Raw genomic sequence first — 14,561 nt, 5'->3', positions numbered from 1 at the left:
GCTCAGCAATTCCCTTCCTGATAAAGTCTAGGTTCTCGACCAGCGTGGAAAGCGCCCCACGCACGTTCTCAGCTAAACTGACCGAGTCGCACTGTTCCACTCAAGGTCGATTGAACTACATTTTCAGAAAAATCACTGAAGGGTCGTGAATGCTAACCCACTGGATATTCATGTTGTTCATTGGCGGTCAGCCTGCACTGACCGAGCAGAAGGCTTCGGAGACTGACTGCAACCGGGCGCTTGTCCGCATCGTTACGTTGGCCCGTACCTAGGGAAAGGACGCGATAGGTGCTTGCTATCTTCGTGCAACGTCAGATGCTTGAGCCTTCCGTTATAACTGGCACAGTGAGAACACATCGAATTTCTAATGGAGGCAACGGCATACAGCGTGTCGAGAGTCGCTATTTATTTTTGCTGATAATATAAATCGGTCGGGCCATTAACCCAACCAAAAATCTCTAGGAGTTTCTTTGATGTCCGATGGAAGAGATTATGAAATTTTCGTTCAGAATCTTCAGCAAGCTATGTTGGATTCCGAAAAGTTTTCTGATCAAAAAACTATAAAGGTCGAGCGAAATAAAAAAATCATAGATAATTTTGGTGTCGAGCGAGAATTTGATTTGTATTGGGAGTATGAACTCGCTGGTGTTGTGTATAAAACTATTATTGAGTGTAAGGACTATGCGTCAAGAGTGTCGATAGAGAAAATAGATGCTCTGATAGGGAAAATACGCGATATACCGGATTTGAAACCGGTTTTTGCAACTAAGACTGGCTATCAAAGCGGCGCGGAGCAAAAAGCAAAACATAATAGAATCGATTTGCTGATCGTTCGAGAGCAAAGGGATGATGACTGGATTGATAGTGATGGTAATCCACTAGTTCGTGAAATCAATATAAATTTTTGTATAACTCCTTGCCCAAGAATTACCGATTTCAGACCTAAGGTAGATGGTGAGTGGTTAAGGAAAAATCCAGTAGGGGAGGGGGTCAAGCTTGTTTCTTCTGGTTTGAATACTGAAATATTTATCGAGGATGTGTTAGGTGCAGATGCGTATTCGCTTTATGAGCTAGCATCCAGATTAGATGCTAAATCAGATGGTAGGTATGGTGACTTAACTCATGCGGAAGCTTTTGAGGAGGCGTATTTGATAACTAATGGGCTTAGATTAAAACTAGTGTCGTACGAAGTCGATTATTGGCGTTCAGAGCCACACAATGATTTAATGCAAATCGACTTTTCAAAAGAATTGATTGGAGTGATTGAATATATACATAAAGGGTCTTCTACGGCGATTTTTAGGGACAAAATTGTGAGGGACTGGAAGTGAGCGGCGGAGGGGTACTAGGTGAGCGTAATGTATTGGAAACAGAATGCATCGGAGAGATGCGGCAGTGCTGCTCGCATCTATCATCCCCTGCATACTCCCATCAAGCGCGTCTCTTAGAGTTGCTTGGTCATTGAAGATTTGTTGTGAGAAAGCGCTCAACGTCATCAATCATGCCCCTTACGTCTGCGGCCGTGAACTCTTCTGGCTTTCCATGGGCTGCACTGTTGCGGATTGCTGCCAAAGCTGTGATCCGTTTTTTCTGACTCGCGTTGTATGCGCCGGCCTTAGCCAGGTCATCGTTCATTTTGTTGAGGCTGCCGTGCTCTAGCTCCAGGGTAGTACACAGATCGCGCAAAGTCGTTTCGAGCACAACTCCAGCAATGACTGCCGCTGCTGTCGCGTATCCCGACTTGAGGAGCTCCTCCGCTTGCTCAAGCTCGTTGGTGAACACCTCTGCCTGTACAAGATTCCGGAAAGAAATGAGGTAGCCGCCTTCGAAATCTTCCTTGGTTGCGTGGAAGACTGCTCTCATACGTTTTAGGCGGCTGCCATTGAACTCCAACCCGAGTTTTTTTTCTGCGTCTATGAACATCTGTAGTTGGCTAGATGCTCCTGCGCCAAGTCGCTCGAAAAGGGATTTTACCTTTACCCCCCAGCTCAGAAGTACTTCGGAATCAAGGTCCTCATAGTCTCTGCCGTCGTAAGGATTGCGTAGAGTGACGACGCCGGTTTGCACAGCTTGTAACTGTTCATCGAGCTCAACAAAGCGCTTCGCGAGTAGTGCCGTCATCTAAATCATACCGCTCCATGTGTGATGGCCGATTTTGGCCTGTGTGACTCGTGGGAGCAAGACGGCTCTCAATGAGCATTCATATGGCTGCAATTATTTTGCACCCCTGCTCTTGCGTCAGCACTAACAGGAGTCTGGTATGGAAGTTGAGGACAAAGGCAAGCGCACGGGGGCGGATCGTCAGCGAGACTTTGCAGAGCGCCAGAAAGCGGCAGGTTATAAGCGCACCACGGTATGGATTCACGAAGGGGAAGGTTGGCAGTTCGAACCTGCCCTGGGACACCATCAGTTCCGGATGCTAAAAGCGTCCACCCAAAAAGCCTCGAGCAGGGCCACCTTTCGGGGCTATTTTATGCGCTTGCGGTTGGCTTATCGGAGTCTGGCACTTACCGGTAATCGTTCAGCCAGACAGCTTCATTATCCTCAAGGAATCTTGAACACCCACTTCAGAGAACCCCACCCCTTGCCGATAACTCATTCGGCGGCCTCAGACTCGCGCGAAATCGCTTGATAGCATTTGGCCTCCAGCTATCATCAGCGCGCCTGTGAAAACGCCCCCGGTTCACCTACTTCAATTGCCTGGAAATCTTCGATGCTGTCGTATCACCAAAAGAGTTTTCTGATCGTCGATGATTTCTCGGATTTCCGCAGTTCCGTACGCTCGATGCTGCGTGAACTGGGGGTCAAGGATGTGGATACCGCCGATACCGGCGAGCAGGCGCTGAAGATGTGTGCGCAGAAGTCCTACGATTTCATCCTGCAGGATTTCCACCTCGGCGACGGCAAGAAGAACGGCCAGCAGGTGCTGGAAGACTTGATGTCGGAAAAGCTCATCAGCCATGAAGCGGTGTTTGTCATGGTCACGGCCGAGACCAGTCAGGCGATGGTGCTCAGTGCCCTGGAGCATGAGCCGGATGCTTACCTGACCAAGCCGTTCAATCGCTCCGGTCTGGCGCAGCGCCTGGAGCGTCTGGAGCAGCGCAAGACGTTGCTCAAACCGATTCTGCAAGCCCTTGATCGCGGTAAGCCGGTCGAGGTGCTCAATGCCTGTATTGCGCTGTGCAAGCAGGACATCCGTTATTCGCCGCTGTGCCTGCGTTATCGCGCCGATGCGCTGCGCGACATGAACCAGAACGAAGCGCTCGAACGCCTCTATGACAGCATCATCGCTGACCGGCCATTGCCGTGGGCGTTTGCCGGGCTGGGCAAGTTGCTGTTCAAGCGTGGGCAAGTGGCGCAGGCCAAAGATGTTTACGAAAAGGCGCTGAAAGTGTTCCCGATGATGCCGGCGCTGTACGACGGCATGGCCGATGTGCTGGTCGCCGAGGGCGATACCAAAGGCGCGCAGCGGGTGCTGGAAGAGGCGATTCGTTTGTCGCCGCTGGCGGTGCGCCGGCAGGCGTTGCTCGGCAAACTGGCGATGGCCAACGAGGATTTCGACACCGCGTCCCGGGCCTATCGTCAGGCGGTGGCGCAGGGCGCGCAGTCGCGGTTCAAGGACCCGGAAAGCAACCTCGGCCTGGCCCATGCCTTGATCAGCAAGGGCAGTGAGCGCGGGCTCGACACGCGCACGCGGCTGGAGATCAACACCACGCTCAGCGCCGTCGCCAAAGAGAACCCGTCTGACCCCGGCCTGCAGATTCGTGCGCGGCTGATGAAGGCCACCAGTCTGCTGCTCAACGATGCCGAGACCGCCGACAAGCTCACCGAACAAGCGCTGATGCGCCTCGACGGCATGGAACAGTTCATGAGCCCTGAAGCGGCGCTGCTGGTCGCCAAGCAATTGCAGATGCTCGGTCAGGCCGAGGCAGGCACTTCGATGCTCAAGAGCTGTGCGGAGATCTACGGTGACGATCCGGCGGTGATGAAAGACATCGCCAAGCTCACCGACGACCCGACTATCCTCAGTTCGAGCAACGCTGCCGCCGACCTCAACCGTCAGGGCGTGCGCGTGTACAAGACCGGCAACCTGGTGGAGGCCCGCGAGGTGTTCCGCAAGGCGCTGAAGATGCAACCGAAGAACATCAGTATCGCGCTGAACATGGCCCAGTCGCTGCTGCACGGCACCGACACCAGTGTGCCGTCGGCGGAGCTGGAAGAATGTCGGGCCTGCCTGAAAATGGTCGGCCTGATGCCCGACACCGACGCGCGTTATGCGCGTTATCAGAAGCTGAAAAGCAAGGCGTTTGGCGAATGAACCAAGACGAGCAGGCGCTGGATTTTTCCACGGTGATCGCCTCCACCGTTCACGACATGAAGAACTCGCTGGCGATGCTGATGCAAGCCCACAGCCAATGGCTGGCGCGCTTGCCCGAAGCGCAACGCGGTGGGGCGGAGCAGGGTGTGATCGACTTCGAGTTCGCCCACCTCAACGGCATGCTGGTGCAGTTGCTCGGGCTGTACAAACTTGGCGTCAACCAGTTGCCGCTGCAACCGGCGTATCACGAGCTGGATGATTTCATTGAGGCGCAACTGGCCGCGCATCAAGAGGTGTTCGCCAGTCGCGGGATCATTGCTACCTACGAAGTTGATCCGCTGAGCCCGCTGGGTTTCTTCGATCGCGAATTGGTGGCGTCGGTATTGGGCAACTGCATCAACAACGCGATTCGTTATGCCCGCGAGTCGCTGCTGATTACCGTCAGCGACGAGGCCGGGCAACTGGTGTTGAGCATCAACGATGACGGCGACGGTTACCCGGCAGCGATGCTCGAGCGTCAGGCTGATTACGTGCAGGGCATCAATCACGGCAGCGGCAGCACCGGGTTGGGTCTGTATTTCGCCAACCGGATTGCTGCGTTGCATCAGCGCAATGGCGTGGTCGGGCACACCGAGATTCGCAATGGCGGACCATTGGGTGGCGGGGTGTTCAGCCTTTATCTGCCGTGACTCGGGTTTTTGTTTGACGCTGCTTGATATTCCGAACAGCCGGAGCCTATTTTGTACGGGTCGCCGCTTGCGGCTCGCACAATAACAAGGATTGCGTCATGACAACCGATGGCCAGCGTTCACTCGCGCAGCGACTGACCGGCATTGATGAGATTGAATGTGTCACGCCGGATTTGAACGGCGTGCCGCGCGGCAAGGTGATGACCGCCGAGGGTTTCCTCGAAGGGCGGCGTTTGCAGATGGCGCGGGGAGTGCTGCTGCAATGCATCATGGGCGGTTATCCGCCAGCGCGGTTTTACGGCAGCGATGACGGCGACCTCGCGCTGGTGGCCGAGCCGAGCATGATCCATCCCCTGCCATGGAGCGACGAGCCACGTGCCCTGGCCATCTGCGATGCCGACGAACTGAGCGGCGAAAGCTCCAACCTGTCGACCCGTGGCCAACTCAAGAAAGTCATCGCCCGTTACGCCGCACGCGGTATGGCCCCGGTAGTGGCGACCGAGCTGGAATTCTTCGTCTTCGCGCCGAACACTGATCCGACCCAGCCGTTCCGTCCGCCAGTCGGCCTCGACGGGCGTCGCGAGGATGGGCAGTCGGCGTTCAGTGTCAGTTCCAACAATGGCCTGCGGCCATTCTTCAGCGAAGTCTATAAATGCATGGCAGCCCTCGGTCTGCCGCGCGATACCTTCATGCATGAAATGGGCGTCAGCCAGTTCGAGATCAACTTGCTGCACGGTGATCCGCTGTTGCTCGCCGATCAGACCTTCCTGTTCAAACACCTGCTCAAGGAAGTCGCGCTCAAGCATGGTCTGAGCGTAGTGTGCATGGCCAAGCCGCTGGCGCACACGCCGGGCAGTTCGATGCACATTCACCAGAGCGTCGTCGAGATCGCCACCGGCAACAACGTGTTCAGTGACGAGAATGGCCAGCCGACGGCGATGTTCCGCCATTTCATCGGTGGGCAGCAGGCGGGCATGGCTGATTTCACAGCGCTGTTCGCGCCGAACGTGAACTCCTATCAGCGTCTGTGTCACCCGTATGCGTCGCCGAACAATGCCTGCTGGTCCCATGACAACCGCGCCGCAGGGTTGCGGATTCCGGCCAGTTCGCCGGTGGCTCGACGCGTGGAAAACCGTTTGCCTGGCGCCGATGCCAACCCGTATCTGGCGATTGCCGCGAGTCTGGCCGCCGGCTTGCATGGCATCGAGCATGAGCTGGAACCGACTGCGGCGATTCAGGGCGAATTCGAAGTGCCGGAGAATCTTTCGCTGCCGTGTACCTTGCATGCCGCGCTCGAGCGTCTGAAACGTAGCCAATTGGCCAGGGAACTGTTCGGACAGGAGTTCATCGAAGGCTACATCGCTTCGAAGACCATGGAGTTGACCAGCTTCTTTGATGAAATCACTCCCTGGGAACGGCGTGTTCTAGCAGCCCAGGCCTGACTAACTGTCGCCGTCGGGCTATCGTCTTGATAGTCCGATACTCACTGCAAGGAGCCGCTCGGAACGCCGATGCGCCAAATCTGGAAATCCTTTCGAGCGCTGTATTTCGCCTCGCTGATGATGTTGATCGGCTCGGGCCTTCTATCTACTTATCTGGCATTGCGCCTGGCTGCTGACCATGTCGACGGACTGTGGGTCGGTGCGCTGATGGCGGCCAACTATTTCGGCCTGGTGCTGGGCGGCAAGATTGGTCACCGCTTGATCGCCCGGGTCGGACACATTCGCGCTTATTCGGCGTGTGCCGGGATCGTCGGCGCGGCGGTGCTCGGGCATGGCCTGGTCGACTGGCTGCCGGCATGGCTGGTGCTGCGGACCATCGTCGGTCTGGGCATGATGTGCCAATACATGGTGATCGAGAGCTGGCTCAACGAGCAGGCCGACGCCAACCAGCGTGGGCTGGTGTTCAGCGGCTACATGATCGCTTCGTATCTGGGGCTGGTGCTCGGTCAGTTGATTCTGGTCATGCACCCGGGCCTCGGCCTGGAGCTGCTGATGCTGGTCGCGCTGTGTTTTGCCCTGTGTCTGGTGCCGGTGGCGCTGACCCGCCGGATTCACCCGGCGCCGCTGCATCCGGCACCGATGGAACCGCGCTTCTTTATCAAGCGCGTGCCGCAATCGTTGAGCACGGTGCTCGGTGCTGGTCTGATCATCGGCTCGTTCTACGGTCTGGCGCCGCTGTATGCGTCGCAGCAGGGGCTGTCGACCGAGCAGGTCGGTCTGTTCATGGGTAGCTGCATTTTTGCCGGGCTGCTGGTGCAGTGGCCGTTGGGCTGGTTGTCCGACCGTTATGACCGGGCGCTGCTGATCCGTTGTTTTGCCGGGTTCCTGGCCGTGGCGGCGTTGCCGTTGGCGATCCTGCCGCAGGTGCCGCTGGAAGTTCTGTTTGTCGTCGGGTTCATGTGTTCGCTGGTGCAGTTCTGCCTGTATCCGCTGGCGGTGGCGTTCTCCAACGACCACGTCGAGGGCGATCGCCGGGTGTCGCTGACGGCGATGCTGCTGGTGACCTACGGGGTTGGCGCGAGCATCGGCCCGCTGCTGGCCGGGGTGCTGATGAAGCTGTTCGGCAGTCAGAGCCTGTACGCGTTTTTCAGTTTCTTCGCGCTGGTGCTGGTGTGGCGCATCCGCCCGAAAGCGGTGACCAATCTGCATCAGGTCGACGACGCACCGCTGCATCACGTGGCGATGCCGGACAGCATGTCCAGCTCGCCGTTGGTTGCAGCACTCGATCCGCGAGTGGATGAGCAGGTGGTGCAGGAGCAGATGCAGACCACGGTTACGCCAGAACCGGAGCCGGAACCCGAAGTGCAGCCTGCTGAAGCGGCGGTGGAAACTGATCCGGCTGATGAGGGGGATAAACCAGCACCGGACATCAGTGGGGCCAGACCCTGAAATGTGGGAGCGGGCTTGCTCGCGAAGGCGGCGTGTCAGCCAGCATCAATTTTTAATGTCGGGCCGTATTCGCGAGCAAACCCGCTCCCACAATGGATCTCCAGTCGCCGCGAGATTAAATCGCGCATAAAAAAGGGCAGTCCCGCCAAGGACTGCCCTTTCTATTTGCCTGTAGGAATTACAGATCGTCTTTATCGAACCGGCGTGCTTCACGCTGCAACTGATAGACGAAGCGTTCGACGTTGCGCGCCGCCTGGCCGCTGATGTTGTGGAAACGCAGGCCGGCGAAGGTGATGTTGAGCTTTTCTTCGAAGTGCAGATAACGCAGTTCGACCGAGATCGGTTGATTGCCAAACAGCGGGGTGGCGATCATGCGGTCGTAGACCTGGCCCAGTTGCAGGCGGTCGGTGATGTCGCCTTCAAAGCGCAGCTTACAACCGGTGGCGGAAATATCCAGCAGTTTGCCGTTGATCGGCGCCTTGAGCTTTTCGCCGCCGAGTTCGACGCTGACCAGGTCAGTCAGCTTCAGGGCTGCACGAAAGGCGTTGCGGCGCTGGTGGTAAACCACTTCGGTCGGCAGTTCGCCGGTGTAGAAGCGATCGCCCTCGGACTCTTCAATGTTCAGCTTACCGGTGCATTCCCAGGCGATGCGCACGCCCTCGTGGAAGCCTTCGACCTTGAACGGTTCGCCCGCCTGCAGAAAGCGCTCGCCATCGCGCGGGATCATTTCGTCCAGGGCAATCGTTGCGGTTTCGCGGTCGACCTTGATCAGGTAGCTCTGAAAGCGCTGGCTGCGCTCGTGGAACGTGATGATCAGCGGATCGTGGCTTTCTTGCAGCTGGCGCAGGTTGCTGGAGATTTCCAGGGGCGTGGTCAGCACCTTTGGTGGCTGCGGACTATCATCCGCGCTTAGGGCGTTTGGCACGTTTTCTCAATCTCCAGACAAAATTTGACTACGACTAGCCAGCATTTTGCCAGCATGTTTCGCGGGTTGATAGTGCAGGCACATCGAATGGCTCACGCCTGGCTGAGCGTACGCGGCTTGGTGGGTTTGGCGAAAGTGCCCGAGGCGTCATACAACGCTGGCGGCTCGCCCCCGGTGAGGATTTTCAGTTGATTGGCCGTGGCGGCCTGCTGAATCTGGATCGACTGGCCGTTTTTCACATTGGCGGCCTGGCACTGGGCAATCAGGTCGGTCAGTACATCGCTCTGGGACAGCAACTGATCGCCAATGCTCGACTGGCTGGCCAGTTGCTCCAGGCCCTGACGGTCGAGCGGCAGGTTGAGGCTGGCAAGGATTTCGCTGCGCTTGCGGCCATGCTGTTCAAGCAGAATGATCAATGCCTGTTTGCGCGCCAGAATGTCTTCGAGCAATGGCATGTCACGACCGTGCAAAGCGAGGGACTCGGTTTGCAGTAACTCCAGCAATTGTTGAGCTGGAGCAAAGTCGTCGGTGATCAGTTGCAATAAATTAGTGTCGTGCATGGCTGGCCTTGGGTTTTAAGCGTCCAAAAGCCTGGCGCCGGCAAAAGCCTAGCGCTGGGCTTCGAAGTTGAGCAGTTTGCTGGCTACACGGTTGCTGTCGACTTTATAGCTGCCATCGGCAATCGCTGCTTTCAACTCGGCCACCCGGGCTTTGTCGACGGCAGGCTGATCGCGCAGCTTGTCAGTGACCTTCTGCAACTGTTGAGCCTCATTGCTGAGGTGTACCGATTCCCCGCTTTTTGCGGTACTGGCCGTTTCGGCCTGGGTATTCAGCGGCGCGGAGGTGCCGGATTCGGCGGTTTCCTTGGCGTTGCTGGTACGTGTACTGCCCGTAAGTGACGAGGAGCTGTTCAAACGGCTGAAATCGATGACCATGTTAAAAACCTCTGGGAATTTGGACGCTTGCCATGTTCTCGGCCATTCCCTGGAAAACTTTAGGCTCACTTTGCAATGAGCTGCATGTGCCGAAGCGTGTTCTGCTGCGGCACAGTTTAGGGAAGCATCGAGGCCGGCGCCAGTTTTCTGCCTGAGCGTTTTACATGGCCACTTCCACCTGGCCCGGCGCGATGACCTGCGCCTTGATCACCCGGTTGGAATTGAGGTTTTTCACCCGGATCTGTTCTTTCAAACCGCCATTGGCCAAGGCTTCGCCGGGCATGCGCACAGCGAGTGTACCGCTGCGGGCGATGATGACCACCTGATCACCCTTGCGCACCACTTCAGCCTGTTCCAGATGCACCAGGGTAATCACCTGATCGGCGACCGTTGGTCGGGTCAATTTCTGCCCGATGGCTTCATCCACCGACGTCAGGAAACCCTGATTGATCTGGCTGATGTCGCGTTCACGCAAGGTCACATCCTGCGGCTCGATAATTCCGGCGCGTTTCAGCGGGCGGGTGGTGGTAACAATCTCGCGAAACAGGCGGACTTGAGCGGGCACGAACACCGTCCACGGCGAGCTTCCCTCGCACCGGACCTTGACCGTAACCCGGCCCAGCGGACGGGCCGGACTCTCCAGCGACGCTGTCAATTCCTTGTCGCACATAGGCATGCGCATACGCGGGTCGAGCTGGTTGACCTCGATTTCGTAGCGGCCTTCCGTTTGACTGGTAGCCAGATAGTCTTCTACGGTGAACTCAAGAAAGCCTTGGGTGACGCCGATAAGCATGTCAGGCAAGGTAACCGTATCAGCACCGGCAGGGCTGCCAGCGAAGAAGAAGCAGACGGCAGACACCGCGCACAGCGCTTTGCGGGTGCGGGAGGTCAGGCGTCGGAAAAATGTCGTTTGAGCGTTCATACGAGTTAAAAAGCAAGCGCCGTGCCGTTTAGCAATGAATGTGCGTCGCAACAACACTTGGCGTTGGTGTAGGAGTCTGGGCATGGCTGGTGTAATGGATTCGGTGAACCAGCGCACGCAACTGGTAGGGCAGAATCGCCTGGAGCTGTTGTTGTTCCGTCTCGACGGTCAACAGCTCTACGGCATCAACGTGTTCAAGGTGCGGGAAGTGCTGCAATGCCCGTCGCTGACGTTGATGCCCAAGTCCAGTCCTGTCGTGTGCGGGGTGGCGAATATCCGGGGGGCGACCATTCCGATCCTTGATCTGGCAATGGCGACCGGTTCCGGGGCGTTGAAAGACAAGAACAGTCCGTTCGTGATCATCACGGAGTACAACACCAAGACCCAGGGTTTCCTGGTTCGCTCGGTGGAGCGCATCGTCAACATGAACTGGGAAGAGATCCATCCGCCGCCCAAGGGCACCGGGCGCGATCACTACCTGACCGCTGTGACTCGGGTCGACAATCAGTTAGTCGAAATCATCGATGTCGAGAAGGTGCTGGCGGAAGTCGCGCCGACGCCCGAGGCGATTTCGGTCGGCGTGGTCGATGTCGAAACCCAGAGCAAGGCGTTGTCGCTGCGGGTGCTGACGGTCGATGACTCGTCGGTGGCGCGCAAGCAGGTCACGCGTTGCCTGCAGACGGTCGGGGTCGAAGTGGTGGCGCTGAACGACGGCAAGCAGGCACTGGATTACCTGCGCAAGCTGGTCGATGAGGGCAAGAAGCCGGAAGAAGAGTTCCTGATGATGATTTCCGACATCGAGATGCCGGAGATGGACGGGTACACCCTGACGGCGGAGATCCGCAGCGACCCGCGCATGCAAAAGCTTCATATCATCCTGCATACTTCGTTGTCGGGGGTATTCAATCAGGCGATGGTCAAGAAAGTCGGTGCCGATGACTTCCTGGCCAAATTCCGTCCTGATGACCTGGCATCCCGGGTAGTCGACCGGATCAAAGCAGCAGATATCAGCTAGGGACCTTTTGTCCCTGGCGGTCAACACGATTTAAGAGGCGGCATCATTGTCTACGGGTAATTTGGATTTCGAACAGTTCCGGGTCTTCCTGGAAAAAGCCTGTGGCATTTTGCTCGGTGAAAACAAGCAGTACCTGGTCTCGAGCCGTCTCAACAAACTGATGGAGCAGCAAGGCATCAAGTCCCTGGGTGAGCTGGTACAGCGCATCCAGACCCAGCCGCGCAGCGGTTTGCGTGAGCAGGTGGTCGATGCCATGACGACCAACGAAACCCTGTGGTTTCGGGACACCTATCCGTTTGAAGTCTTGAAGAACAAGGTGCTGCCCGAGGCAATCAAGGCCAGTCCCAACCAGCGTCTGCGGATCTGGTCGGCGGCGTGCTCGTCGGGTCAGGAACCGTATTCGCTGTCGATGTCGATCGACGAGTTCGAGCGCAGCAACCTCGGTCAGTTGAAGATGGGCGTGCAGATCGTTGCCACGGACTTGTCCGGCAGCATGCTGACCAACTGCAAGACCGGCGAGTACGACAGCCTGGCGATCGGTCGCGGTTTGTCCGCCGATCGTCTGCAGCGCTACTTCGACCCGAAAGGGCCGGGGCGCTGGGTGATCAAGGCGCCGATCAAGAACCGGGTGGAATTCCGTTCGTTCAACCTGCTCGACAGCTACGCGAGTCTGGGCAAGTTCGACATCGTGTTCTGCCGCAACGTGCTGATCTACTTCTCCGCCGAGGTGAAGAAAGACATCCTGTTGCGCATTCACAGCACATTGAAGCCGGGCGGGTACCTGTTCCTTGGCGCGTCCGAAGCGCTGAACGGTTTGCCGGATCATTACCAGATGGTCCAGTGCAGCCCGGGGATCATTTACCAGGCGAAGTGATTCAAAAGCGGCAGGCATAAAAAAAACGGGAGTCCTTAGGGGGCTCCCGTTTTTTATGCCTGATGATTTCCCTGAGCCTACAACAATCCAATGTGGGAGCGGGCTTGCTCGCGAATGCGGTATGCCAGTCAAAGCAAATGTCGACTGACACGACGCCTTCGCGAGCAAGCCCGCTCCCACATTGGATAGTCGTTGCCAGTTACAAGCGGCAGAAAAGCGGCAGCCAGCGGAAACCGGTTGCCGCTTTTCTGGCATTGCCGCTTTGCCGACTCCTCGCAAAGCCCCGGTTTACGGGGGTTGTTCTGTTTGGCACGGCGCTTGCTAAAGCTCAGGTACGAAAAACCGGTCACCCGAAGGTTCCCGACATGAGCATCAGCTTCGATAAAGCGCTCGGCATTCACGAAAAGGCACTGGGCTTCCGCGCCCAGCGTGCCGAAGTGTTGGCCAACAACATCGCCAACGCCGATACCCCGAACTACAAGGCTCGGGATCTGGACTTCTCCAAAGTGCTTGAAGCACAGACCCAGAAGAACGCCAACGGCACCATCGCCCTGAACATGACCAACAGCCGTCACATCGAAGCTGAAGGCCTGGGCAATGGCGACGAGTCGCTGATGTATCGCACGCCGATGCAGCCTTCGATCGACCAGAACACCGTTGACGCTCAGCTTGAGCAGTCGAACTACGCGGAAAACGCGGTCGGCTTCCAGGCCAGCTTCACCCTGCTCAACAGCAAATTCAAAGGGCTGGTGTCAGCCCTGCGCGGAGAGTAATCCATGTCCCTGTCCAGCGTTTTCAACATTGCCGGCAGCGGCATGAGCGCACAAACCACGCGTCTGAACACCGTGGCTTCGAACATCGCCAACGCCGAAACCGTTTCGTCGAGCATCGACCAGACCTACCGCGCCCGTCACCCGGTGTTTGCCACCATGTTCCAAGGCGGCCAGAACAGTGGCAGCAACTCGCTGTTCCAGAGCCAGGACGCCGCAGGGCAGGGCGTGCAGGTACTTGGCGTGGTCGAAGACCAGAGCAACCTCGAAGCGCGTTACGAGCCGAACCATCCGGCCGCTGACGCCAAAGGCTACGTCTACTACCCGAACGTCAACGTGGTGGAAGAAATGGCTGACATGATTTCCGCGAGCCGTTCGTTCCAGACCAACGCCGAAATGATGAACACCGCCAAAACCATGATGCAGAAGGTACTGACCCTCGGTCAGTAATAAGGGGCGACTGCCATGAGCGTTACCGATACCACCAGCAGCCTGAGCATGAATGACATCCTGGCGAACTCCTCGAAGAAAACGAGCAGTACGACCACCGGTGGCATTGCTTCGGCCACCAACAGCGCCACTGGCGGCAAAGCCCTGGGCAAGGATGCGTTCCTGCAACTGCTGGTCACCCAGCTGAAAAACCAGAACCCGCTTGATCCGCAGGACAACAGCGCCTTCGTAGCACAGTTGGCGCAGTTCAGCAGTCTTGAGGGCATCACCACCCTCAACAGCACCGTCAGTTCGCTGGCCGGCAACTACAGCTCCTCGCAAGCCCTGCAGGCGTCGTCGCTGGTTGGCCGCAACGTGATCGTGCAGACCAACACCGTTCAATTGGACGACCCGAGCAAAGGCATGACCGGTTCGGTCACCGTGCCGTCGTCGATTGCCGGTGGCACCGTCAGCATTACCGACAGCAGCGGCACGGTGGTTCGCACCATCGATCTGGGCAGTCGCGCCGCAGGCAGCGCAAGCTTCACCTGGGACGGCAAGGACAAGGATGGCAATCTGGTGAAGACCGGGACCTACACCGTCAAAGCCAACGCCTCGATCAATGGCACCGCGACCGATCTGGCGACCTACCTGCCAGCCACGGTCAACAGCGTGACCATCAGCCAGACCGGTGGCGAGCTGATGCTCAACCTGTCCGGCAAGGGCACCGTCGCCCTGTCCAAAGTACAAACCATTGGTATATAGAGCCGACTAACCGGCACAAAGGAGTGGA

Annotated in this window: 16 protein-coding genes; 11 read left to right on the top strand and 5 right to left on the bottom strand. The window is 57.4% G+C overall.

What is annotated here, in order from left to right:
* Positions 1 to 473 precede the first annotated feature (473 nt).
* On the top strand, positions 474 to 1,331 hold the full coding sequence (locus ACM6I7_RS01105) for a restriction endonuclease (RefSeq protein WP_336840348.1): 858 nt from the start codon (positions 474 to 476) through the stop codon (positions 1,329 to 1,331).
* Between the two features lie 127 nt (positions 1,332 to 1,458).
* On the opposite strand, the gene ACM6I7_RS01100 is transcribed toward ACM6I7_RS01105, so the two are convergent.
* Positions 1,459 to 2,121 (bottom strand): DUF4145 domain-containing protein, encoded by a 663-nt coding sequence (locus ACM6I7_RS01100; RefSeq protein WP_330206590.1) that lies wholly within the window; start codon positions 2,119 to 2,121, stop codon positions 1,459 to 1,461.
* Between the two features lie 139 nt (positions 2,122 to 2,260).
* Here ACM6I7_RS01100 and ACM6I7_RS01095 point away from each other — a divergent pair, with 139 nt between their 5' ends.
* The 5 genes from ACM6I7_RS01095 to ACM6I7_RS01075 all read left to right on the top strand — a co-directional run bounded on the left by ACM6I7_RS01095 (position 2,261) and on the right by ACM6I7_RS01075 (position 7,898).
* Positions 2,261 to 2,632: a hypothetical protein gene (locus ACM6I7_RS01095; protein WP_336840346.1), complete on the top strand. Its 372-nt coding sequence runs from the start codon at positions 2,261 to 2,263 to the stop codon at positions 2,630 to 2,632.
* An 81-nt stretch (positions 2,633 to 2,713) separates the two neighbouring features.
* Positions 2,714 to 4,318 carry a tetratricopeptide repeat-containing response regulator gene (locus ACM6I7_RS01090; RefSeq protein ID WP_047295822.1) on the top strand — a complete coding sequence of 535 codons (1,605 nt, stop codon included), beginning with the start codon at positions 2,714 to 2,716 and terminating at the stop codon, positions 4,316 to 4,318.
* Positions 4,315 to 5,007, top strand: coding sequence for a sensor histidine kinase (locus ACM6I7_RS01085; RefSeq protein ID WP_027612271.1), 693 nt, complete (start codon positions 4,315 to 4,317; stop codon positions 5,005 to 5,007). Before ACM6I7_RS01090 ends, ACM6I7_RS01085 begins: the two co-directional genes overlap by 4 nt.
* A gap of 200 nt (positions 5,008 to 5,207) precedes the next feature.
* Complete coding sequence (locus ACM6I7_RS01080; protein ID WP_414887864.1) at positions 5,208 to 6,449, top strand: glutamine synthetase family protein; 1,242 nt, start codon at positions 5,208 to 5,210, stop codon at positions 6,447 to 6,449.
* A gap of 69 nt (positions 6,450 to 6,518) precedes the next feature.
* Positions 6,519 to 7,898, top strand: coding sequence for an MFS transporter (locus ACM6I7_RS01075; protein WP_336840340.1), 1,380 nt, complete (start codon positions 6,519 to 6,521; stop codon positions 7,896 to 7,898).
* Positions 7,899 to 8,076: 178 nt separating this feature from the next.
* Here the strand turns inward: ACM6I7_RS01075 and ACM6I7_RS01070 are convergent, their stop codons facing one another.
* The 4 genes from ACM6I7_RS01070 to flgA form a co-directional block, all read right to left on the bottom strand.
* Entirely contained in the window at positions 8,077 to 8,823 is a 747-nt protein-coding gene (locus tag ACM6I7_RS01070; RefSeq protein WP_027612274.1) for a flagellar brake protein, read from the bottom strand.
* A 92-nt stretch (positions 8,824 to 8,915) separates the two neighbouring features.
* Positions 8,916 to 9,383, bottom strand: a complete 468-nt coding sequence (locus tag ACM6I7_RS01065; RefSeq protein ID WP_027612275.1) for a flagella synthesis protein FlgN — start codon at positions 9,381 to 9,383, stop codon at positions 8,916 to 8,918.
* A gap of 48 nt (positions 9,384 to 9,431) precedes the next feature.
* Positions 9,432 to 9,758 (bottom strand): flagellar biosynthesis anti-sigma factor FlgM, encoded by a 327-nt coding sequence (gene flgM / locus ACM6I7_RS01060; RefSeq protein ID WP_007917589.1) that lies wholly within the window; start codon positions 9,756 to 9,758, stop codon positions 9,432 to 9,434.
* Positions 9,759 to 9,918: 160 nt separating this feature from the next.
* Positions 9,919 to 10,680 (bottom strand): flagellar basal body P-ring formation chaperone FlgA, encoded by a 762-nt coding sequence (flgA, locus tag ACM6I7_RS01055; protein WP_027612276.1) that lies wholly within the window; start codon positions 10,678 to 10,680, stop codon positions 9,919 to 9,921.
* Positions 10,681 to 10,762: 82 nt separating this feature from the next.
* On the opposite strand from flgA, the gene ACM6I7_RS01050 reads away from it, so the two are divergent.
* From ACM6I7_RS01050 to flgD, 5 genes are all read left to right on the top strand, one after another.
* Positions 10,763 to 11,695 carry a chemotaxis protein CheV gene (locus ACM6I7_RS01050; protein ID WP_041074300.1) on the top strand — a complete coding sequence of 311 codons (933 nt, stop codon included), beginning with the start codon at positions 10,763 to 10,765 and terminating at the stop codon, positions 11,693 to 11,695.
* A 46-nt stretch (positions 11,696 to 11,741) separates the two neighbouring features.
* On the top strand, positions 11,742 to 12,569 hold the full coding sequence (gene cheR / locus ACM6I7_RS01045; RefSeq protein ID WP_007963053.1) for a protein-glutamate O-methyltransferase CheR: 828 nt from the start codon (positions 11,742 to 11,744) through the stop codon (positions 12,567 to 12,569).
* Between the two features lie 365 nt (positions 12,570 to 12,934).
* Positions 12,935 to 13,342 (top strand): flagellar basal body rod protein FlgB, encoded by a 408-nt coding sequence (flgB, locus tag ACM6I7_RS01040; protein WP_007917581.1) that lies wholly within the window; start codon positions 12,935 to 12,937, stop codon positions 13,340 to 13,342.
* Positions 13,343 to 13,345: 3 nt separating this feature from the next.
* Positions 13,346 to 13,789 carry a flagellar basal body rod protein FlgC gene (gene flgC, locus ACM6I7_RS01035; RefSeq protein WP_003227217.1) on the top strand — a complete coding sequence of 148 codons (444 nt, stop codon included), beginning with the start codon at positions 13,346 to 13,348 and terminating at the stop codon, positions 13,787 to 13,789.
* Between the two features lie 15 nt (positions 13,790 to 13,804).
* Complete coding sequence (flgD, locus tag ACM6I7_RS01030) at positions 13,805 to 14,533, top strand: flagellar hook assembly protein FlgD (RefSeq protein WP_096796810.1); 729 nt, start codon at positions 13,805 to 13,807, stop codon at positions 14,531 to 14,533.
* Positions 14,534 to 14,561: the final 28 nt, after the last annotated feature.

Origin of the sequence: Pseudomonas sp. IT-93MI4, assembly GCF_949767635.1 — a bacterium.
In the GTDB taxonomy this organism is placed as follows: Bacteria; Pseudomonadota; Gammaproteobacteria; order Pseudomonadales; family Pseudomonadaceae; genus Aquipseudomonas; species Aquipseudomonas putida_A.
Note: the sequence above shows the minus strand (reverse complement) of the source record. Positions and strands in the feature narration are given on the sequence as shown.